The following is a 20,602-nucleotide window of genomic DNA, read 5'->3' as shown; positions in this document are numbered from 1 at the left end:
GCGCTCATTCGATATCCGTCGCCGACACCCCTGACGGCAACGCGCTCGCGAGCCACGCGCGGCCGCTGAACTCGCGCAGCCGCGTGTGGTTTTCGACGACGAGGTCGCCGTCCGCGACGCGCGCCGTGTGCAGGCCGGCATCGCCCGCGGACGCGCTCGCGCCGTCCCTGAAGCGCTGGAAATACGCGCCAAGGAGCGTCTGCACGTCGGGCATCGCCGGCCCGCGCCAGGACACCGCGTACACCGCGCCCGTGGCATCGACGTACTGACGCACGACGATTCCGTGCGCGTCGGTCGTCTCGCGATACGTCACGAGCCCGCTTTCGGAACGATGCATGACGGTTCCATCGGATGCATCCACGGCGCTCCTCGTCGCGCCGAGCTGTGCATGGGAAAGCGAGCTTGCGCTCAACAGGATGGTCATCGCGATGGCGGCCCCGGCCATCTGATGAGGATGTCTTATTTTTTGCACTCTCTTCTCCGATTTCTTGGGATTATTCCTATTTTTGAGATTGGATTCTAAGAGGATTTTGTCGCCCAACGATACGGGCGGGCCGCGTCGCCCGTTCGACTGAAAATGATCGCGGCCGGGAAAGAAGCGCCTGAAAACAAGGCTTTGCACGAGTCCGGCAGAGCGGCGCGACGATTGTCTCGAATGTCATAAATTGTCAAAATGAAGCGGCGTGCATGATTCATCAAACCGTGCAGTGAATCACGAACTTGAACAGTGACTTCAGACGTTGCCGACGGCCAATCGCTTGTATTCGGCAGTTGACGAAGCTCAGTGTCCGGCGAGACGAACGCGCCACGCGCGGGCATTCGACGCCTCTTTTTGCACGGCGGTCCGCCGGACCGGTAAAATGCTGGGTTGATCCACGGACAAACCCCGTGGCGTAGCGGAAGGACTTTCCAGACATGACAGATTTTCGTGTGACCAAGCGGATGGCTGCGCTTCTTACGGTGGCCGGGATCGTGGCGGGCTGCGGCACTTCCTCGCCCACCGCGATCAACTACAAGAGCGATCAGCGCTCGAAGCAGTCGTCGCTCGCCATTCCGCCGAACCTTCTCGACGAAGCGGGCGATCAGCGTTCGCTGCCGCCGCAAAGCGGGCAGGCATCGCTTTCCGACCTCCAGCAGGTTCAGAAAGTCGCGCCCAATGCGCCCACTGTGGTGCCGCCCGTATCGGGCATGCGCATTCAGCGCGACGGCGCGGAACGCTGGCTCGTGGTCGACGGCCGTACGCCGGACCAGGTCTGGCCGCAAATTCGCCGCTTCTGGCAAGAGCAGGGATTCCTGCTGGTCGTCGATTCGCGCGACAAGGGCGTGATGGAAACCGACTGGAACGAAACGCATCCGCAGATCTCGGACGGGCTGATCCGCGACACGCTCGCGAAGGCCACCGGCAACTCGTATGTCACCGCCGAGCGCAACAAGTACCGCACGCGTCTCGAAGCTGCGCCGAGCGGCGGCACGTACGTGTTCATCAGCCAGAAGGGCATGCGCGAGGCGCTCACGGGCGTCAACAACGATTCGAGCCAGTGGCAGGCGCGGCCCAACGATCCCGCGCTGGAAAACGAATATCTGAAGCGGCTGATGTCGTCACTGGCGTTGGCGGATTCGCGGACGGCATCGGGCGCCGCGGACACGGGCGCGCAATCGGCTAACGCAGCCAACGCACAGCCCGCCAAGGGCGGCGATTCGAAGGCCGCCGCGGTGGCTGCGCAGAACGCCGCCAACGCGGGCAATAGCGCCATCCGCAACGAAGCCGTGCCGGAAGCGGCATCGTCGCAACTGACGCTGCCCGAAGCCTATGACCGCGCGTGGTTGCGCGTAGGCATCGCGCTCGATCGCGCGAGCTTCACGGTCGACGATCGCGACCGCGCACGTGGCGTCTATTACGTGCGCTACGTTGATCCGAACGACAAGTCCGCCCGCGAGCAAGGCTTCTGGAGCCAGGTTTTCCACGGCCGCAAGGAAATCGTCGCGAAGCAGTATCAGGTCAACGTGCGGGCGATCACCGAAGGGCAGACGCGGGTCGCCATCGTCGATGACAAGGGCGAGGTGGATGCTTCGCCGCAAGCGCGTCAGATCATGGCGCTTCTCGCCGGTCAGATCAGCTAAACCGCTGGCGTCGATACCCAACGTTGTGTCGCATGCAAACCGCCTCTCCATGAGGCGGTTTTTTTTCGCGTTGTATTCACCGCGCGCGAACTCGCGAATTGCAGTTGCGCTACGAAGCCAGGCGCGCCTGATATAAACCGCACACATATATTGCGCTGACGATTGTTTCTATCGTCGAATGTGCGCAATAGCTTATAAAAATTGGCGCGCGACCATTACATTGCGTGCATGGCGAGACGACTGCGCCGCGCGGCCCTGCAAGGCCGTGATCGAAACAACTATCCCGAACAATGGCTCGTTACGCGAGCCCCGATGGCCCCGTCGCCTATCCTCGTAGGGCGACGGCTTTCGCCCGCGCTTCTAAAAAAGCGCGGGCTTTTTCTTGTCATCACGATATGCGCTTCAGGCAGTTTTTCTGGCGCGCGTTTATGCTTCGGTTTTAACGTATTACTGAAAACAAGGAGAATCGCTCGTGCAAGAAGTCGCCGTCGTCGCTATTTTCGTCGCCAAGCCGGGTAAGGAAGAAGAACTCAGACAGTTGGCCGAAGCCAACATCGAGCCGACGCGCCAGGAGGCCGGCGCGCTGCAATACGACCTGCATCGGGATATCAAGGAGCCGCGCCGCTTTATTTTCGTCGAACGCTGGGCAAGCGAAGCCGCGCTCGAAGAGCACGGCAAGACGGCGCATATCCAGGCGTTTCGCGCAAAGGCGCCCGAATTCGTCGAGCACGGCGAAGTGCATGTCGCAAGCAAACTGCTATGACGACGCAGCGCTAAGACTCAGGCTTAATGTGTGGCCTGCGGGACGTCGAGAATGAGGATGATGGTCCAGTCCGCTTCGCCGTCATGGTGATACTGACGTTCCGCCACGATGAACGGCTGCTGCTTCCCGTCCGGCCCAAGGAAAAGCACGTCGCCTTCCATTGGCAGGCATTCGATCGGCGGCAGCGCCAGAAATGCGTCCTTATCGGCGTTGCGGGGCATCAGTTTTTCGATCTTGCGCGATGCCGCGTCGGTCCATTCGATATCGAGCTGGATATTGCTCATGCTGTCGTTCGCACGGTGAGTGCGCTCCACGGTTGAATCGTTGAAAAAGACGATGCGCAATGTAGCACACGCCGTGCGCTTCCCGTGACGCGGCTCGCATGGACGAACGGCCCGCGGGCCGTTCGTGTGCGCAGCAACCCCGCGATCAGATTTCCTCGTAAAGCGGCAGCGTCAGAAACTCGGTGAATTGCTCCGACGTCGACATGGTCTCGAAAATCTTCGCGGCGCGCTCATACGGCTTCGTGTCGCTTCCCGAGCCGCCGACGCTCAGCTTCACCTTCTCCAGTTCGTCGATGACGATCTCGCGCACCATCGCCGCCGTGACTTTGCGGCCGTCGTCCAGCTTGCCCTTCGGCGAGCGAATCCACTGCCACACCTGCGAGCGCGAGATTTCGGCGGTCGCGGCGTCTTCCATCAGGTTGTGAATCGGCACGCAGCCATTGCCAGCAAGCCACGATCCGAGATAGTGGATGCCGACGTTCACGTTGTTGCGCAGGCCCGTTTCGGTGATCGGCGCTTCGGGGCGGAAATCGAGGAGATCGTGCGCCGTCACCTGCACGTCGTCGCGCTGTTTGCCGATCTGGTTGGGCTTGTCGCCGAGCACCTTGACGAACTCTTCCATCGCGATCGGAACGAGCCCCGGATGCGCGACCCAGCCGCCATCGTAGCCGTCGGTGGCGTCGCGGGCCTTGTCGGCGCGGACGCCGCCCATCGCCTTGTCGTTCGCGGCGGGATCGTTCTTGATCGGAATCAGCGCAGCCATGCCGCCGATGGCCGGCGCGTTGCGCCTGTGGCACGTCCTGAGCAATTGCAGCGCGTAGGCGCGCATGAACGGCACCGTCATCGTGATCTGCGAGCGGTCCGCGAGGCAGAAGTCCGGATCGTTCTTGAACTTCTTGATCGCCGAGAAGATGTAATCCCAGCGGCCTGCGTTCAGCCCGGAGCTATGTTCGCGCAACTCGTACAGGATTTCGTCCATCTCGAAAGCGGCGAGGATGGTTTCGACGAGCACGGTCGCGCGAATCGTGCCCCGCGCGATGCCGATGCCTTCCTGCGCCGCGACGAAAATGTCGTTCCACAGGCGCGCCTCGAGATGGCTTTCCATCTTCGGCAGATAGAAGTAAGGGCCGCTGCCGCGTGCGATCAGTTCCTTCGCGTTGTGGAACAGGAAGAGGGCGAAGTCGAAGATGCCGCCGGAGACGCGCTGACCGTCGACGGTCACGTGCTTTTCATCGAGATGCCAGCCACGCGGGCGCACGATCAGCGTCGCGACCTTGTCGTTCAGCTTGTACGACTTGCCGTTCTGTTCCAGCGAGATCGTGCGGCGCACGGCTTCCTTCAGATTGATCTGACCGGCAATCTGGTTCTCCCAGACGGGCGCGTTCGAATCCTCGAAGTCGGTCATGTACGAATCGGCGCCGGAGTTGAGCGCGTTGATGATCATCTTGCGTTCGACCGGCCCCGTGATTTCCACGCGGCGGCACTGCAGATCCTGCGGCAGCGGCGCGACAGTCCAGTCGCCTTCGCGGATGGCCTTCGTTTCTTCGAGGAAGCCGGGACGCTCGCCCGCATCGAGCCGCTTCGTCCGTTCGATGCGCGCGGCAAGCAGTTCCTGACGGCGCGGCTCGAAACGGCGATGGAGCATCGCGACGAAGGCGAGCGCCTCCGGCGTGAGAATCGTTTCGAAGCCGGGCTGGATATCGGCTGAGATTGCCATGCCTTCGGGCAGCGAGAGCGGATTCGACGTTTGCGTCATGTGTTTTCTCCTTGGTCGGTCAGACGGTCTTGCGTGGTGGTATTACTTTCAATGCGATGCGGCGCTCACGGCCTTTCGATGAACGCGACGAGTTCGCTCATGTCGCGTCCTTCCCGATCCGGCACGACGCCGAGGTTCTCGACTGGCAGTGCGGCACGGTTGAGCCAGAACGTCGTGTAGCCGAACCACGCCGCGCCGGCGACGTCCCATCCGTTCGACGACACGAACACGATCTCGCGCGCCGCCGCTCGGGCGATGCCGAAGGCGTGCGTGCCGAGGTCATAGGCGCGGGCATCGGGTTTGTAGGCGCGGACGGCATCGACGGAGAGCACGTGATCGAACAGGCCCGTCATGCCGGCGCTTTTCACGGCGATGTCGAGCATCGGCGGATTGCCGTTGGACAGGATCGCGAGCGGAAGGCCGAAGCGCTCGCGCAGTGCGTCGAGTGCGGGCAGCGCGTCGGGGAACGCGGACAGGCACGCGTATTCGTCCATCAGACGCTTTTCGGCGGCGCTCGTCAGCGCATGCATTAAGCCGAGGCGCGCGGCGGCATGGCGCAGCGCGTCGATCGTGATGTTCCAGAACGGGACGTAGCGACCGCCGGACGGATCGGCGAGCGTGCGAAGTTGCGTGTATTCGATCTGCTTCTGTCGCCAGAGCTGCGAAAGCGCGCTGCCATTGCCGGGGAACAGCTGCTCGGCGGCCGCGATGACGGAATGCACGTCGAAAAGCGTGCCGTAGGCGTCGAAAATTACGGCTCGGGGAAGTCCGGACGAACCGGATGACGATGCGTGTGTCGTTGTGGCCGACATAGCCTTGCGCTCCTGAAAGAGGTCGGGACGAATTCTATTGGTGATCGAACTGATGGAAAAAGCATCGCCGGATCACTTGATCTTTTACTTTTAGACACCTAATCTGTGCCCGGACATCGGGTATCGAAGAAGAAAACGCATGGATCGGTTCAAGCAGATTGAGACATTCGCGGCCGTCGCCGCGAAGGGCAGTCTTTCGGCTGCGGCGCAGGCGGAAGGCATCGCGCCTGCTGTCATCGGCCGGCGAATCGATGCACTGGAGGAACGCCTCGGCGTGAAGCTGCTCGTCCGCACGACGCGCAAGATCACGCTGACGTTCGAAGGGTCGGCGTTTCTCGAAGACTGTCAGCGCATCATCAACGACATGCAGAACGCGGAAGCGAGCGTGTCGGCGGGCGGCGTCAAGGCGAGCGGGCATTTGCGCGTGTCCGCGCCGGCCGGCTTCGGCCGGCGTCATGTCGCGCCGCTCGTGCCGAAGTTCACGACGCTGCATCCGGATGTGTCCGTCAGTCTCGATCTGACCGACCGCATGGCCGACCTCGTCAACGAGGGCTTCGATTGCGCGGTGCGGCTCGGGGAACTGCCGGATTCGTCGCTCGTGTCGCTCAAGCTCGGCGAGAACCGGCGCGTGTGCGTCGCGTCGCCGGACTATCTGGCGAAACGCGGCAAGCCGACGAATCTGGCTGCGCTCGCGCATCACAATTGCCTTGCGCTGGGGGCGTCGGCGAACCAGCAGCGCGGCTGGATGTTTCAGCAGGACGGCAAAGTCGTGACGATCAAGGTATCCGGCACGATGGAATGCTCGGACGGCGCGGTGCTTCACGAATGGTGCCTGGAAGGTCGCGGGCTCGCGTGGCGATCGTGGTGGGAAGTGGGCGAGGATATCCGGTCTGGACGGCTCGTGAGCGTGCTCGATGCGTTCGCCGCACCGCCTATCGGCATCCATGCGGTGTTTCCTCAGCGCCGGCATTTGCCGTTGCGTGTACGGCTGTTTCTCGATTTGCTCAAGCATACGTACCACGCTTCTGGGTATTGGGGGGAGTAGGGTGGCCGGGTGAGGAGGGTGTGTCTGGCTTCTCGGTCAGCGTGATTGCTATGTAATCCTATCGATAGGCTGCGGTTTGACGAATCAGGGCTCGGTTTGCTGATTGCGTGCTTGCTGGCGTCTGCTATTTCGAACGGCAAAAGCTCGATGCAATCGTGGCGCCCTTGGAACTGGTCCTGCTTGGCTTGCCGATCCGCTCAGGCCGCGATGGTAGAAAGCGTTTCGCGCTTCACGCGCGTTTGCAAGTGACTGAAGGCGCGCCCAACGACTGCATCGCGGCGCACGTCGGACGTTCGGCGCGCGTTCTAGATGTGCACGAGGCCGTCGAACAGATCGTGAATCGCTTCGACCTGTTCGTGCTGCGTCGTTGTCGAATACTCGGCGACGCGCAGTGTCGATCGATTTCGTTCGACAAGTCCCCGGCCAAGCGGCGCGCGCAGAGGCTGGCGCGCGTCCAACGTACGGCAGGCGCCGATTTCTCGCGATCGATGCCTGCTCTCCGCGATGGATTCAGCTAGCCGATCTCTTCCCATTCGCGCTTGTCCATGTCCACAAACACCGGTTCCAAAGCAAAGGCGTCTCAAGCACAGCCCCCACCCGTTTCCCCAAGTCGCACCGGCCAACGCATATGAACCTGTCGCGCGGTCCCCTGCCTGACTACAATTGAACCGTGCCCCGACGTTCCGAAGGAGGACGCCATGTTCAAGCACATCCTCGTACCGACCGACGGCTCCGAGCTGTCGCAGAAAGCCATCGACGGCGCCATCGATCTCGCGCAATCCGTCGGCGCGCGCATCACCGCGTACGCGTGCCTGCCGCAGTATCCCTACTCCCCGTTCGCCGATGTCGCCGTCGAGCCGCCCGACGACTTCCACGCCCGCGCCGATCGCGAAGCGCGCGAACACCTGCGCGCCGTCGAACGCGCGGCTGAAAGCGCCGGCGTTCCCTGCGCGAGCGTGACGAGCATCGAAGCCGCGCCGTACATCGGCATCATCGACGCGGCGGAGCAAAACGGCTGCGATGTCATTCTGATGGCCTCGCACGGCCGTCGCGGGCTCGGAAGTCTGCTGATCGGCAGCGAAACCCAGCGCGTGCTCACGCATACCAAGATTCCGGTCATCGTGTACCGATGATGTCGTCGAGCGGCGGCCGCGACGCGCTTTCAACTACGCGCCGCAACCGCCGCTGCTTTCACCGCTCTCCCTGATTCAACCTGCCATCCGCTATTACGCGACCTTCTTGTCGAAGAACTGCTCGTCTTCCGTCGATCCGTGCAGCGCCGTCGTCGATGCGTCGCGCTCGACCGTCTGCGTGACCGCGTCGAAGTAGCCCGTGCCGACTTCGCGCTGATGCTTGACCGCCGTGAAGCCCTTGTCGGCGGCGGCGAACTCGGCCTGTTGCAACTCGACGAACGCGCTCATCTGCGTGCGCGCATAGCCGTGCGCAAGGTTGAACATCGAGTAGTTGAGCGCATGGAAGCCCGCGAGCGTGATGAACTGGAACTTGTAGCCCATCGCGCCGAGTTCGCGCTGGAACTTGGCGATGGTTGCGTCGTCCAGATTCTTCTTCCAGTTGAACGACGGCGAGCAGTTGTACGACAGCAGCTTGCCCGGGAACTCCTTGTGAATCGCTTCGGCGAACTGCTTCGCGTATTCGAGGTCCGGCTTGCCCGTTTCGCACCACACGAGATCGGCGTACGGCGCGTAGGCGAGACCGCGTGAAATTGCCTGGCCGATACCCGGCCGCGTCCGGTAGAAGCCCTCCACCGTGCGTTCGCCGGTGAGGAAGGGCTTGTCGTTGTCGTCGACGTCGGACGTCACGAGATCGGCGGCTTCCGCATCGGTCCGCGCGACCAGCAGCGTCGGCGTGCCGCACACGTCCGCGGCGAGACGCGCGGCGACCAGCTTCGCGACGTTCTCGCGCGTCGGCACGAGCACCTTGCCGCCCATGTGACCGCACTTTTTGACCGATGCCAGTTGATCCTCGAAGTGCACGCCCGCTGCGCCGGCTTCGATCATCGCCTTCATCAGTTCGAAGGCGTTGAGCACGCCGCCGAAACCCGCTTCCGCATCGGCGACGATCGGCGCGAAATAGTCGATATAGCCTTCATCGCCCGGATTCTTGCCTTCCGACCATTGAATCTGGTCGGCGCGCGTGAACGTATTGTTGATGCGCTTCACGACGAGCGGCACCGAGTTCGCCGGATACAGCGACTGGTCCGGATACATTTCGCCCGCGATGTTCGCGTCGCCGGCCACTTGCCAGCCGGAAAGATAGATGGCCTTGAGGCCGGCCTTGACCTGCTGCATCGCCTGATTGCCCGTCAGTGCGCCAAGCGCGTTGACGAACGGCTCGTCGTGAATCAGCGACCAGAGCTTTTCCGCGCCGCGCCGCGCGAGCGTGTGCTCGACCGGCACCGAGCCGCGCAGACGCACGACGTCCTCCGCCGAGTAACCGCGCTTGATGCCTTTCCAGCGCGGATCCGTTTCCCATTGCTGATGCAGTTGCTGAGCTTGTTGTTGACGGGAGGTCATGGCGTTTCTCCTTGAGATTGGCTGTACGACGAACTGGTATCGATGCTTCTCGCGAACTGAGCAGTGAGGCGCCGGGCTTGGCGGTCTGCGTTTGCTCAACTCTTATATAAGAGTCTAAGCGAGTGCAACGATAGGAGACAGGGTTCTCGGGTGAAATCGGGCAGGAAAGTTTCGCTGAATAAACAATGAGTTACGACGCGCATTTTGCATGGAGAAACGCCTTTTCCCATGCTGCAAGTTCTACGGTTGTGCCGCGCAGCAAAACTTTTGCGAAACAAAAAGCCGTTGCGCATCGTGAAATGTGACGACGGACGAAAAAAAACCGATGCGCGAGGCATCGGTTTTCTTGTCTTGCAGCGCGAGGCGGCGTCTTACGCCACCTCGGCTTTACGTCGTCAACGATCAGTTGCCGCGACGCGGTGCGCGCGGGCCGTCGTTGCGGCGTGCGCTGTAGCCGTCACGCTGGCCGAAACCACCGTCACGGTTGCCACCGCGATAGCCGCCTTCGGCGTCGCCGCCGGTGCTCGCGCCGCGATAGCCGCCGCCGTCGCGCGAACCCGTGTTCGACTTGTTGCCGTAGCCGCTGGCGTTGCTCGCACCATAGCCGCGGCCACCGCCGTTGCTGCTGCCGCTGCCGAAGCGGCGTCCGCTGTTACCGCCGGCCGGACGTCCACGGCCGCCGAAACCGCCCTTCGGCGCCGACTTGCGCGGCTCGAAACCGACCACGACGTTCACCGGCAGCGGTGCACGCACGAAGCGCTCGATGCGCTTGAGCGCACCGGTTTCCGCGTGGTGCACGAGGCTCACGGCCGTGCCGCTGCGTCCCGCGCGGCCCGTACGGCCGATGCGGTGCACGTAGTCTTCCGCGAACTTCGGCAGGTCGTAGTTGAAGACGTGCGTGATGCCGGGGATGTCGATACCGCGCGCGGCGACGTCCGTCGCCACCAGCACGCGCACGCGACGCTCGCGCAGTGCGCGAATCGTGCGGTTACGCGCGCCTTGCGGCAGATCGCCGTGCAGCGCAGCCGATTCGAAACCGGCGCCGGCGAGACGATTGGCGATGAGGTCGGCGTCGCTCTTGGTCGCGGTGAAGACGATGGCCTGATCAAGCTCCGAATCGCGCAAGAGGTGGTCGAGCAGGCGATCCTTGTGATCGCGGTCATCGACGTAATGCACGGTCTGCGCGATGTTGTTGCGCGCTTCGAGCTTCTGCACGATCTCGATACGTTCCGGGTCCTTCAGCAGACGGCCCGTCAGCGACGAAATCTTGCCGTCGATGGTCGCGGAGAAGAGCAGCGTCTGACGCGTGGCCGGCGTAGCGGCGACGATCGTCTCGATGTCTTCGATGAAGCCCATGTCGAGCATGCGGTCGGCTTCGTCGAGCACGAGCATGTTGAGGTTCGACAGGTCGATGCGGCCGCGTTCCAGATGGTCGATGAGACGGCCCGGCGTCGCCACGAGAATTTCGGGGTTCTTCGCGAGCAGCATCAATTGCTGGCCATACGCGACGCCGCCCAGAATGCTCACCGTGCGCAGACGGCGCAGGTGACGGCCATACGTGGTCGCGGCAGCGGAAACTTGCATTGCGAGTTCGCGCGTCGGCGTGAGCACGAGCAGTTGCGGACGTGCGACCGGCTGCGGACGGCGGCCCGGACGCGCGTTCGGATCGCGCGGCTGACGCGGTTCTTGCGCCTGGAGCTTTTCGAGTTGCGAAAATTTTTCGATGGCCGGCAGCATGAACGCCGCGGTCTTGCCGGAGCCCGTCGGGCTCGAGACGAGCAGGTCGCGGCCGGCGAGCGCGGCGGGGATCGCGCGCTGCTGCACGGGCGTCGGCGACTGATAGCCAGCGGCGGTCAACGCGGTGATGATGTCGGCGGAAAGGCCGAGCGATTCGAAAGTCGGGCCGGCGGGCGCTTCGACGGCCGGGGCTGCGACTGCTGCGGCTGCGTCCACGATAGGGGCGGTGCCGAGCGTCTGTGCTGCGATGTTGTCCAACGGGCTAGGGGTAATACTCGAAGTCATGTCGATCCTTGAAACGGAAGATAAGGCGTCGGCGCCAATCGGCATACCCAAGTCGTTGGATTCAGCGAGCGAAGAAACAGCGAGCAAATCGAAAAACGGGGGCAACTCGCGCAAACAGAAGGCGAGTAATGTTGTTAGAAGCTGTATCGGATACGGCAGGCTCGAGGAGCACTGACGTCAGCCTGATGCATGACGGGCCGCGGAACAAACAGCGCGCAAATTGCGCTGCGGCCTAGCAGGGAAGGGACAGTTTCTAAACTGGATTGGAGCAAAACGCTACGAAGCAGCATTCATGAGCGCCGCATGCTTTATACATGCAAACGACAGTCACGCTGCTGAAACGCTAGTATAACGGAATTTGCTGCACCGCGCCACATATTGACGCATTCCCGCGCCATCGAAGGGCATCGACGGCGGGGACGCCAGCGCGCCTGCGTTAGCTTGCTTCGCCGCGCCTGAGCGACTCGACGAGCTCGACGTAGTGCTGCTTGGCCGTATCGGCGGGCGTGCCTTTCAGCGCCGACCACGCTTCGTATTTGTATTTCCCGGCGATGTCGGCGAAACCGGGTTTCTCGCCTTGCACGTCGCCGATGCTCGCCTGCTTGAAGAGCGCATAGAGCCGCAGGAGCGTCAGATTGCCGGGGCGCTCGGGGAGTTCTTTCACGTCGATTTGAGCCTGGGCGAATTGCTGGTCGATGTCGGTCATGCGTCGTGTCCTGTGCATCGTAATGGGCCGACGATCTTAGCAAGCGATACGCGCTTCGCCTGTCGAGGCTTTCCTCGAATCGGGGAGGGTTCGACCGCAAGCATCGTGCGAAAGCATGGCCCGTCCCGCATTACAATACCGGCCATGACCCGCACCATCCTGCTCGCTCTCGATACGTCGACGGAATTTTGCTCCGTCGCGCTGCTGCTCGACGATCCCGCCGCGCAGCATCCCGCCCGATCCGCGCCTCACTACGAAAGCGGCGATACGCGCGTCTGGTTTCGCCATGAAGCCACCGGCGCGGTATCCAGCACGCGCCTTTTGCCGGCCGTGCGAGAGTTGCTCGATGAAGCCGACCTCGCTCTGGCCGATTGCGGCGCGATCGCGTTCGGCGCCGGGCCGGGCTCCTTTACCGGCCTTCGCACCGCGACGGGCGTAGCGCAAGGGCTGGCGTTCGGGCTGAACGTGCCGGTGGTGCCGGTCAGCACGCTGCTCGCGTGCGCGGAAGCCGCGCGCCTCGCCGATCCGTCGCTGCCGCCGCGCGTGCTCGCGGCCCTCGACGCGCGGATGGACGAGGTGTACTGGGCCGACTACGCATTCGACGCCGATACCGCCGACTGGTGCATCGTGCATCCGGCATCGCTCGATGCTCCCGCCGCGCTGCCGGTTCCCGACGCGCCGTTCGCGCTCGCGGGCAACGCAGCCGCGGCTTTCGGCGACCGTCTGCCGGCGCTCGCCGCCGCCGCGCATGTCGACCGGAACGCGCTGCCTCACGCATTGCCGGTCGCGCTATTGGGCTTGCGCGCGTTGCGCGCCGGACGTGCGGTCGCGCCGGAACTGGCCGCGCCCGACTATGTGCGCAACAAGGTCGCGCAGACGACGGCCGAGCGGACGGAAGCGCGCGCCGCCGCAGGCAAGCGCGACGCCGACGCCGCCCGCGAGGAGGCGCTCCGGTGAGCGGCGTGCTGCTCGCGGATCGGTATCTGACGCCGATGACCGAAGCCGATCTCGACGAAGTCGCCGCCGTCGAGCGACTCGCCTACGAGTTTCCCTGGAGTCGCGGCAATTTTCAGGATTCCTTGCGCAACGGTTATTACGGCGTATGCCTTCGCCATGTAACGGGAACGCTCGTCGGCTATTGCGTGCTGATGCCGGTCGTCGATGAAATGCACTTGCTCAATCTGTGCGTCGCGCCGGCGGCCCAGGGTGCGGGCGCGGGATTGACGCTGCTGCGCGAGGCGGTGCGCATCGCGCACGCCGAGAAGCTGGACGGCATGCTGCTCGAAGTGCGGCCGTCGAATCCGCGGGCGATTCAGCTTTACGAACGCTTCGGCTTCACGGCCATCGGGCGTCGCAAGAATTACTATCCCGCGCGGCATCGGTCGCGCGAGGACGCAATCGTCATGCGTCTTTCGTTCAAGGAGAGTGCGCATGGCGCTGGATGAATTGCTGATCGAGGAGCTGGGATTCGGGCCGGTCTGGGTGCGGCGGCGGTCAGGCGAGAGTCCGGCCCGCGCTGACACGGCGCAGACGACGGCTTCGGTGTTGGGCGAGACGTCGGCGGATGCGCAAGCTGCGGTTGCCGCGCACGACCAGGCGGCGCGGAACGAATTGGCCGATGCGACCGGCCCCGATCAGTCGCGCGCCACGGTCGGCCGTGTCTCGGCGCAAACGACCGGACAGGCATCAGCCGCGCCGTTGCCGGACGCACGCGACGTCGAATCGCCGTTGACGCCGCAACACAAATCGACAACGAACGAACCGCGCACACTCGAAGCCGCGCCGCCAGCGCCGCAATCGTCCGTCCCGCCACGCTTCGATGCCACGCCGCAAGACTTCGACGCGCCGCCCTTCGAAGCCTACGACGATCTCCCCTGGACTGACGACGCGCCCTCTATCGAGCCGCCCGTCGCGCCCGACGCCGCCGCCGACATCCATACGCTCGACTGGGACACGCTCGCGGAGCGCGTCTCGAACTGCGAACGATGCCGCCTCTGCGAGCGCCGCACGAACGCGGTCTTCGGCGTCGGCGACCGCGAGGCGGACTGGATGCTGATTGGCGAAGCGCCCGGCGAGAACGAGGACAAGCAGGGTGAGCCGTTCGTCGGGCAGGCGGGCAAGCTGCTCGACAACATGTTGCGTTCGCTCGCGCTGTCGCGTGAATCGAATGTGTACATCGCCAACGTGATCAAGTGCCGGCCGCCCGGCAACCGCAATCCCGAACCGGACGAAGTCGCGCGCTGCGAGCCGTATCTTCAGCGTCAGGTCGAACTCGTGAAGCCGAAAGTGATCGTCGCGCTCGGGCGTTTCGCCGCGCAGAGCCTGTTGAAGAGCGACGGCAGCATCGCGTCGCTGCGCGGGCGCGTTCACGAATATCGCGGGGTGCCGGTCGTCGTCACGTATCACCCGGCGTATTTGCTGCGCAGCCTGCCCGACAAGGCGAAGGCCTGGGCCGATCTGTGCCTTGCGCGCAAAACCCATCAGGAAGCGCTCGCCGCACTCGGCGTGGAAGCGGGAGCAGAGAAGGGCGCGCGGGGATGAGCGATCTGTCGCGTCTCGTCGATCGATTCGAGGACGCGACCGTGCGTGATCTGGCGTGGCTGCTGTTCGCGCCCGATTTGCTGCGCGCCGACGACGCCGGCGCGAAACTCGCTCAGCCGTTTGCATCGTCCGCGGAGCGCGAGGCCACGCTCGCCTGGCTGCACACGCTCGACGCCGCCCCCGATCCGTTGCATGTCCGCTCACGCAATCCCAGGTCCACGCGCCTCGGCATCTATGCAGAGAGCCTGCTCGAATTCTTCCTGGCGCACGGCCCCGCCGCGCGTCTCGTCGCGGCGAACGTCCCGCTCAGGCAGCAGCGGCGCACCATCGGCGAATGCGATTTTCTTCTCGAAACGGCCGACGGCGCGCGCGTGCATTGGGAGCTCGCCGTGAAGTTTTACCTGCATATCGGCGATGGCGCGTCTGCGACGGCGCGCCTGTCCGATTACGTCGGGCCGAATCTGCAGGACCGCTTCGATTTGAAATATGGGCGGCTGCTCACGCATCAGCTCGCGCTGACCACGCGTGCGGAATTCGCGGCGCTTAAGCTCGATGGTCCGTGGGACGCGCAGTTATTCATCAAGGGCCGGCTGTTCTATCACGACGATGCCGTGATGCCCGCACCCGAAACCGGCGAGCGGCATGTGCGCGGCTGGTGGCTCACGGCGTCGGAGTGGCGAGCGGGGCACGAAGCAATCGACGACGCCCGCGCGTGGGTCGTGCAACCGCGCCTCGCGTGGCTCGCATCGCGCCGCCTGCAAGCCGGCGATGCCGAATCGCTGATGGCCGAAGCCGCCGCGATTCACGCGTCCTTGCAGGCCGCCGTGGCGCCGACGATGGTGGCGTCCTACGTCCGCGACGGCGCGGGCGGATGGACGGAGGAATCGCGCGGGTTCATCGTGCCGGACGACTGGCCGGAGCGGGCGCGGGCGTTCGCGGCGTCGGCGCTGTAATCGGCGCGGCCTCCGCGCTTACCACCAGCGGTAAAAATGATGCACCGGGCCGACCCCACCGCCCACATCGAGCCGCGCGCTCGCCTCGATCGCGCCGGTGAGATAACGCTTCGCTTCGGCGGTCGCGGTCGCCAGATCGTCGGTTTGCGGGATCAGCGCCGCGATCGCCGACGACAGCGTGCAGCCCGTCCCGTGCGTGTTTTTCAGCGCGACGCGCACGCCGGAAAGCCGCAACGCGCCCGAAGCCTCGATCAGCCAGTCGGGGCTTTCTGAAGAGGTGAGATGCCCGCCCTTCATCAGCACCGCACGCGCGCCCGCGGCGAGCAACGCTTCGCCCTGGCGCACCATCGTATCTTCATCGCTTGCAGCTTCGACGCCGAGCAAGGCCGCCGCTTCGGGCAGATTCGGCGTGACGAGCGTTGCGAGCGGCAGCAGTTCGTCGCGCAGCGCGGCGACGGCTTCCGGCGCGAGCAGCGCATGATTGCTCTTCGAGATCATCACGGTGTCGAGCACGACATGCACCGGACGATGCCGCCGCAGCGCATCCGCCACCGCGCGGACGATGCCCGCGTTCGCCAGCATGCCGATCTTCACCGCATCGACGCGAATGTCGTCGAACACCGCGTCGAGCTGGGCGGTGATGAAGCCGGGATCGGGCGCATGAACCGCCGTCACGCCGCGCGTGTTCTGCGCGGTGAGCGCGGTGATCACGCTCGCGCCGTATGCGCCGAGCGCCGAAAACGCCTTGAGGTCGGCCTGAATGCCCGCGCCGCCGCCCGAGTCGGAACCGGCGATGGTGAGCGCGTTGGGAATGCGTTTGGTCGAAGTCATCGGAAGGATCAAGTTCTTGCGCGGTCGATCGTCGCGCGCAGTGCCGCCGCGGCTTCGCGCGGATTCGTCGCCTTGCAGATCGCGGATACGACCGCGAGGCCCGCTGGATTCGCGCGCATCACGTCGGCGGCGTTGTGCGCCTGAATGCCGCCGATGGCGACCGTCGGAAAACGCGCTTCAGCGCACATTGCAGCGAGGCCGTCGATGCCGCAGGGCGCGGAGGCGTCGGTTTTCGTGGGCGTCGCGTAGACCGGCCCCGCGCCGAGATAGTCGACGACGCCCTGCATCGCGTTCGCCTGCGCGGCTTCCCCGGGATTCGACACGGACAGGCCAATCAGCGCGTCCGGTCCCATCAGCCGCCGCGCGACGTCCGCCGGCAGATCGCGCTGGCCGACGTGCACGCCATCCGCGCCGGCGGCGAGCGCAATGTCGACGTGATCGTCGATGATGAGCGGCACGCCGCGGGCGCGCGTCAGCGGCAAGAGGTCGAGCGCCAGCGCCAGCCACGCGCGCTTGTGCCACTCCGGCGCGCGCAGTTGCACGATCGTCGCGCCGCCGTCCAGCGCCGCACGCGCCACGTCGAGCGCGGCGTCGTGACCGCCGCACTGCACGGGATCGAGCACGAGGTAAAGCGAGAGGTCGAAGGAAGAGCGCATGTCAGGAAAGCGCGACGTCGCGCTGCACGAGCGTCGCGTCGAACGCGTGCCCGTCCAGAGAGGCAAGCCGGTCCAGATAAGCGACCGCGAAGCTGCCGGGCAAGGCCGCGTCGCGTGCGGCGAGTTCGCCGGCCACGGTCGAATAGGCGATGGCGGCGACCGTCGCCATGAAGCGCTCGTCGAGCGATGCTGCAACGCCTGCGAATGCCGCGACCGTCGCGGACAACGCGCAGCCGACGCCCGTCACGCGCGTCATCAGCGGCGAGCCGTTCGACAGCGCGATCACGCGGCGGCCGTCGGTAATGTAGTCGGTTTCACCCGTCACCGCGACGACGGCCTGCGTATTCAGCGCGAGCACTTGCGCGGCGTCGAGGGCGGCGTCGGTGGCGGCGGTGCTGTCCACGCCGCGTCCGCTCGCCGTGCCGCCCGACAGGCTGATGATCTCCGACGCGTTGCCGCGAATCACCGCCGGCTTGGCATCGAGCAATTCGAGCGCGAACTGCGTGCGAAAGGCGAGCGGGCCGACGGCCACGGGATCGAGCACCCACGGCTTGCCCGCGCCATTGGCGGCGTCGACGGCGGCGCGGATCGCCCGCGATTGCGGCAAATCGAGCGTACCGAGATTCACCGACAGCGCATGGGCAAGCGGCGCGAATTCGGCGACTTCCTCGCGCGCGACGACCATCGCCGGCGCGGCGCCGACAGCCAGCAGCACGTTCGCGGTGAAATTCGTGACGACGAGGTTCGTCAGGCAATGCACGAGCGGCGCTTGATCGCGCACGCGCGTGACGAAGGAGAAGAGATCGGCTGATTGCATGATGAGTGAAGACTACCCGGCGTCACGCGATACCGTCAGTGCCGCGCCTCGCCGATCAGCGCGACGGAATCGAACGCGCGCTGATTCGCCTGATGCCGGCGCATGACGAAGTACATCATCAGACACACGAACGAGCCGAACAGCACGATGACGAACTGGATCGGCACGTCGAGCCACACGAGGACCGCGTACAGGCACAGCATCACGAGCACCGACAGGTTCTCGTTGAAGTTCTGCACGGCGATCGAATGCCCGGCCGACAGCAGCACGTGTCCGCGATGCTGCAAGAGCGCGTTCATCGGCACGACGAAGAAGCCGGACAGGCCGCCGACGATCATCAGGAAGAGATACGCGACCAGCAGATAGCCGGGAAAATGCATCTTGCCGAAGTAGATGCCCCAGTGCGCGGGAAAGAGATGCCGCGTGTAGAACGCCATGAGCATGACGGCGATGCCCATCATGATGCCGACCGGCAGCACCGACAGCGAGCGCTTGAGCGGCACGCGCGCCGCCGCGAGCACCGCGCCCACCGCGACGCCGACCGCGATCACCGCCTGCAGGATGGCCGCTTGCGAAAGGGTCATGCCGAGCGACACTTCCGCCCATTTGAGCACGATGAACTGCAGCGTCGCGCCCGCGCCCCAGAAGAGCGTCGTGACGGCGAGCGAGATCTGGCCGAGCTTGTCGCGCCAGAGTGTCAGAAAGCAGTCGGCGAAATCGGTGATGAGCTTGATCGGCCGCGTTTCCTGTTTCGGATAGCGTGCGCCGGTATCGGGAATGCGCAGGTTGAAGATCGCGGCGATGACGTACATCAGCATGATGACGAGCATCGCGGCCTCGGCCGGCGTGGTGATGCGCGGGATATTCAGGCTCAGCAAATGACCCGCGATATGCGGGCTGATTAGCGCGCCGCCCATCACGGTGCCCAGAATGATCGAGCCGACCGTGGTGCCTTCGATCCATCCGTTCGCCGCCACGAGCCGGTCGGGCGGCAGAAGTTCGGTGAGAATGCCGTATTTCGCGGGCGAATATGCCGCCGCGCCGAAGCCGACGATGCCGTAAGCCAGCAGCGGATGCGCGCCGAACAGCATCGTGATGCAACCCAGCACCTTGATGGAATTGGTCACGAACATCACATGGCCCTTCGGCCGCGAGTCCGCGAAAGCGCCGACGAATGCTGCGAGGATCACGTAGGACAGCACGAAGAAGAGCTTCAGCAGCGGCGTCATCCAGTTCGGCGCGTGAAGGTCTTTCAGCAGTGCGATGGCAGCGATCAGTAGTGCGTTATCGGCCAGCGATGAGAAAAACTGCGCGGCCATGATGGTGTAAAAACCTTTTTTCATCTGATCCGAAGCTTTCCTCACTGCGGGTGATCCGCCCCGGACGCTGGTCATGCCTGCTGTCATGCGTTCGGGCTTATGCCGTTCGAAATGGGTTGTGCGCAGGGCTTTATAACACGAAAATAGGCGCATTCTGACTAGCAGTAATCTCGATCGCGCGTGACACCGTTGATCCGTAAAGGCCTCCGCGCGCGGGATTCCTCATAAGGTCCTGATTCACAAGGCGTCTTGATCGACGAAGCGGCCGCTCGCTGCGCTGGCGTATGCTTGCGTCTTTCCGCCCGAACAGTGATTCCACCCAAACGCTCATGCCGCGCCCCCTTTCAGCAACCATTCATACGCCCGCACTCGCCAACAACCTCGCCATCGCGCGCAAATACGCGCCGAAATCCAAGATCTGGGCTGTCGTCAAGGCCAATGCATATGGCCACGGACTGGCGCGAGCGTTCCCCGGACTTCGCGCAACGGACGGCTTTGGCCTTCTGGACCTCGAAGAGGCCGCAAAGTTGCGCGAACTGGGCTGGGCCGGGCCGATTCTTCTGCTGGAAGGCTTTTTTCGGCCGACGGATATCGACGTCATCGACCGCTACAGTCTGACCACGGCCGTGCACTGCGACGAGCAGTTGCGGATGCTGGAGATGGCGCGCCTGTCGAAGCCGGTGAATATTCAGTTGAAAATGAATAGCGGCATGAACCGCCTCGGCTACACGCCCGAGCGCTTTCGCGCCGCGTGGGAGCGGGCGCGCGCCTGTCAGGGAATCGGCCAGATCACGCTGATGACTCATTTTTCCGATGCCGACAGCGAGCGCGGCATCGCGCATCAACTGGAGGCGTTCGAGCGCGGCGCGGAGGGCATCGCGGGGGCGCGCAGCCTGTCCAATTCGGCGGCGGTGATGTGGCATCCGTCCGCCCATTTCGACTGGGTGCGGCCCGGCATCATGCTGTACGGCGCGTCGCCATCGGGCGTGACGGCCGATATCGCCAGTACCGGCCTCAAGCCCGCGATGACGCTCTCCTCGGAACTGATTGCGGTGCAGACGGTGCAGCCGGGACAGAGCATCGGTTATGGCTCGACGTATCGCGCGGGACAAGCCATGCGGATCGGCGTGGTGGCGTGCGGCTATGCGGACGGCTATCCCCGCGTCGCGCCGGAAGGCACGCCGGTGATCGTCGACGGCGTGATGACGAAGCTCGTCGGCCGCGTGTCGATGGACATGCTCACCGTCGATCTGACGCCGTGCCAGAACGCGGGCATCGGCTCGCGCGTCGAGTTGTGGGGCACGAACCTGCCGATCGACGACGTCGCGCGCTCGTGCGGCACCATCGGCTACGAGCTGATGTGCGCGATCGCGCAACGCGTGCCGGTGCGGGCGGAGTGACGCCGGGTCGTCGGCGCGAAAACGAATCGAATCGAATTTCTG

The 20,602-nt window shown here is 64.4% G+C and carries 22 protein-coding genes; 10 read left to right on the top strand and 12 right to left on the bottom strand.

All coding sequences use genetic code 11. The features are described 5' to 3' along the window. Positions 1-4: 4 nt before the first annotated feature. Positions 5-337, bottom strand: coding sequence for a DUF2844 domain-containing protein (locus LDZ21_RS08085; protein WP_244792602.1), 333 nt, complete (start codon positions 335-337; stop codon positions 5-7). 182 nt (positions 338-519) lie between these two features. Continuing rightward, positions 520-819 carry a hypothetical protein gene (locus LDZ21_RS08080; RefSeq protein WP_244792600.1) on the bottom strand — a complete coding sequence of 100 codons (300 nt, stop codon included), beginning with the start codon at positions 817-819 and terminating at the stop codon, positions 520-522. Positions 820-915: 96 nt separating this feature from the next. On the opposite strand from LDZ21_RS08080, the gene bamC reads away from it, so the two are divergent. Beyond that, complete coding sequence (gene bamC, locus LDZ21_RS08075; RefSeq protein ID WP_244792598.1) at positions 916-2,121, top strand: NlpB/DapX family lipoprotein; 1,206 nt, start codon at positions 916-918, stop codon at positions 2,119-2,121. Positions 2,122-2,593: 472 nt separating this feature from the next. After that, complete coding sequence (locus LDZ21_RS08070) at positions 2,594-2,884, top strand: putative quinol monooxygenase (RefSeq protein ID WP_244792596.1); 291 nt, start codon at positions 2,594-2,596, stop codon at positions 2,882-2,884. Positions 2,885-2,907: 23 nt separating this feature from the next. Here the strand turns inward: LDZ21_RS08070 and LDZ21_RS08065 are convergent, their stop codons facing one another. The 3 genes from LDZ21_RS08065 to LDZ21_RS08055 form a co-directional block, all read right to left on the bottom strand. After that, positions 2,908-3,168 (bottom strand): hypothetical protein, encoded by a 261-nt coding sequence (locus tag LDZ21_RS08065; RefSeq protein ID WP_035967067.1) that lies wholly within the window; start codon positions 3,166-3,168, stop codon positions 2,908-2,910. A gap of 145 nt (positions 3,169-3,313) precedes the next feature. Then, a complete protein-coding gene (aceB, locus tag LDZ21_RS08060) occupies positions 3,314-4,924 on the bottom strand; it encodes a malate synthase A (RefSeq protein WP_244792594.1) in 1,611 nt (536 codons plus the stop codon). 65 nt (positions 4,925-4,989) lie between these two features. After that, positions 4,990-5,736: a haloacid dehalogenase type II gene (locus tag LDZ21_RS08055; RefSeq protein WP_244792592.1), complete on the bottom strand. Its 747-nt coding sequence runs from the start codon at positions 5,734-5,736 to the stop codon at positions 4,990-4,992. A 139-nt stretch (positions 5,737-5,875) separates the two neighbouring features. Between LDZ21_RS08055 and LDZ21_RS08050 the strand changes: the two genes are divergently transcribed. The 3 genes from LDZ21_RS08050 (at position 5,876) to LDZ21_RS08040 (ending at position 7,914) form a co-directional block, all read left to right on the top strand. Continuing rightward, positions 5,876-6,781 (top strand): LysR family transcriptional regulator, encoded by a 906-nt coding sequence (locus tag LDZ21_RS08050; protein ID WP_244792590.1) that lies wholly within the window; start codon positions 5,876-5,878, stop codon positions 6,779-6,781. A 245-nt stretch (positions 6,782-7,026) separates the two neighbouring features. Continuing rightward, positions 7,027-7,299, top strand: coding sequence for a hypothetical protein (locus LDZ21_RS08045; RefSeq protein ID WP_244792588.1), 273 nt, complete (start codon positions 7,027-7,029; stop codon positions 7,297-7,299). A 180-nt stretch (positions 7,300-7,479) separates the two neighbouring features. After that, on the top strand, positions 7,480-7,914 hold the full coding sequence (locus LDZ21_RS08040; protein WP_035966981.1) for a universal stress protein: 435 nt from the start codon (positions 7,480-7,482) through the stop codon (positions 7,912-7,914). Between the two features lie 93 nt (positions 7,915-8,007). Here the strand turns inward: LDZ21_RS08040 and aceA are convergent, their stop codons facing one another. The 3 genes from aceA to LDZ21_RS08025 all read right to left on the bottom strand — a co-directional run bounded on the left by aceA (position 8,008) and on the right by LDZ21_RS08025 (position 12,043). Further along, positions 8,008-9,315 carry an isocitrate lyase gene (aceA, locus tag LDZ21_RS08035; RefSeq protein ID WP_035966980.1) on the bottom strand — a complete coding sequence of 436 codons (1,308 nt, stop codon included), beginning with the start codon at positions 9,313-9,315 and terminating at the stop codon, positions 8,008-8,010. Between the two features lie 402 nt (positions 9,316-9,717). Continuing rightward, positions 9,718-11,337 carry a DEAD/DEAH box helicase gene (locus tag LDZ21_RS08030; RefSeq protein ID WP_244792586.1) on the bottom strand — a complete coding sequence of 540 codons (1,620 nt, stop codon included), beginning with the start codon at positions 11,335-11,337 and terminating at the stop codon, positions 9,718-9,720. A 436-nt stretch (positions 11,338-11,773) separates the two neighbouring features. Continuing rightward, complete coding sequence (locus tag LDZ21_RS08025; protein ID WP_244792584.1) at positions 11,774-12,043, bottom strand: acyl-CoA-binding protein; 270 nt, start codon at positions 12,041-12,043, stop codon at positions 11,774-11,776. 144 nt (positions 12,044-12,187) lie between these two features. Here LDZ21_RS08025 and tsaB point away from each other — a divergent pair, with 144 nt between their 5' ends. From tsaB to LDZ21_RS08005, 4 genes are read left to right on the top strand one after another with little or no spacing between them, the layout of a single operon-like run. Beyond that, complete coding sequence (gene tsaB / locus LDZ21_RS08020; protein ID WP_244792582.1) at positions 12,188-13,000, top strand: tRNA (adenosine(37)-N6)-threonylcarbamoyltransferase complex dimerization subunit type 1 TsaB; 813 nt, start codon at positions 12,188-12,190, stop codon at positions 12,998-13,000. Beyond that, positions 12,997-13,488, top strand: coding sequence for a ribosomal protein S18-alanine N-acetyltransferase (gene rimI / locus LDZ21_RS08015; RefSeq protein ID WP_035966969.1), 492 nt, complete (start codon positions 12,997-12,999; stop codon positions 13,486-13,488). Before tsaB ends, rimI begins: the two co-directional genes overlap by 4 nt. Beyond that, the gene (locus LDZ21_RS08010) at positions 13,475-14,584 is read left to right on the top strand and encodes a uracil-DNA glycosylase (RefSeq protein ID WP_244792580.1); all 1,110 of its coding nucleotides are present in this window, start codon (positions 13,475-13,477) and stop codon (positions 14,582-14,584) included. Before rimI ends, LDZ21_RS08010 begins: the two co-directional genes overlap by 14 nt. Next, the gene (locus LDZ21_RS08005) at positions 14,581-15,537 is read left to right on the top strand and encodes a DUF1853 family protein (protein WP_244792578.1); all 957 of its coding nucleotides are present in this window, start codon (positions 14,581-14,583) and stop codon (positions 15,535-15,537) included. Before LDZ21_RS08010 ends, LDZ21_RS08005 begins: the two co-directional genes overlap by 4 nt. An 18-nt stretch (positions 15,538-15,555) precedes the next feature. Here the strand turns inward: LDZ21_RS08005 and thiD are convergent, their stop codons facing one another. From thiD to lplT, 4 genes are read right to left on the bottom strand one after another with little or no spacing between them, the layout of a single operon-like run. Next, complete coding sequence (gene thiD / locus LDZ21_RS08000; protein WP_244792577.1) at positions 15,556-16,368, bottom strand: bifunctional hydroxymethylpyrimidine kinase/phosphomethylpyrimidine kinase; 813 nt, start codon at positions 16,366-16,368, stop codon at positions 15,556-15,558. 8 nt (positions 16,369-16,376) lie between these two features. Next, positions 16,377-17,024 carry a thiamine phosphate synthase gene (gene thiE / locus LDZ21_RS07995; RefSeq protein WP_244792574.1) on the bottom strand — a complete coding sequence of 216 codons (648 nt, stop codon included), beginning with the start codon at positions 17,022-17,024 and terminating at the stop codon, positions 16,377-16,379. Between the two features lies 1 nt (position 17,025). Next, positions 17,026-17,841, bottom strand: a complete 816-nt coding sequence (gene thiM, locus LDZ21_RS07990) for a hydroxyethylthiazole kinase (RefSeq protein ID WP_244792572.1) — start codon at positions 17,839-17,841, stop codon at positions 17,026-17,028. Positions 17,842-17,876: 35 nt separating this feature from the next. Next, positions 17,877-19,184, bottom strand: coding sequence for a lysophospholipid transporter LplT (gene lplT / locus LDZ21_RS07985; RefSeq protein ID WP_244792571.1), 1,308 nt, complete (start codon positions 19,182-19,184; stop codon positions 17,877-17,879). A 305-nt stretch (positions 19,185-19,489) separates the two neighbouring features. On the opposite strand from lplT, the gene alr reads away from it, so the two are divergent. Next, complete coding sequence (gene alr / locus LDZ21_RS07980) at positions 19,490-20,560, top strand: alanine racemase (RefSeq protein ID WP_244792569.1); 1,071 nt, start codon at positions 19,490-19,492, stop codon at positions 20,558-20,560. Positions 20,561-20,602 lie beyond the last annotated feature (42 nt).

The sequence above is a fragment of the Caballeronia grimmiae genome, from assembly GCF_022879615.1.
GTDB classification, from domain to species: Bacteria; Pseudomonadota; Gammaproteobacteria; order Burkholderiales; family Burkholderiaceae; genus Caballeronia; species Caballeronia grimmiae.
The sequence above is the reverse complement of the archived record's forward strand: the minus strand, read 5'-3'. Positions and strand labels throughout refer to the sequence as shown.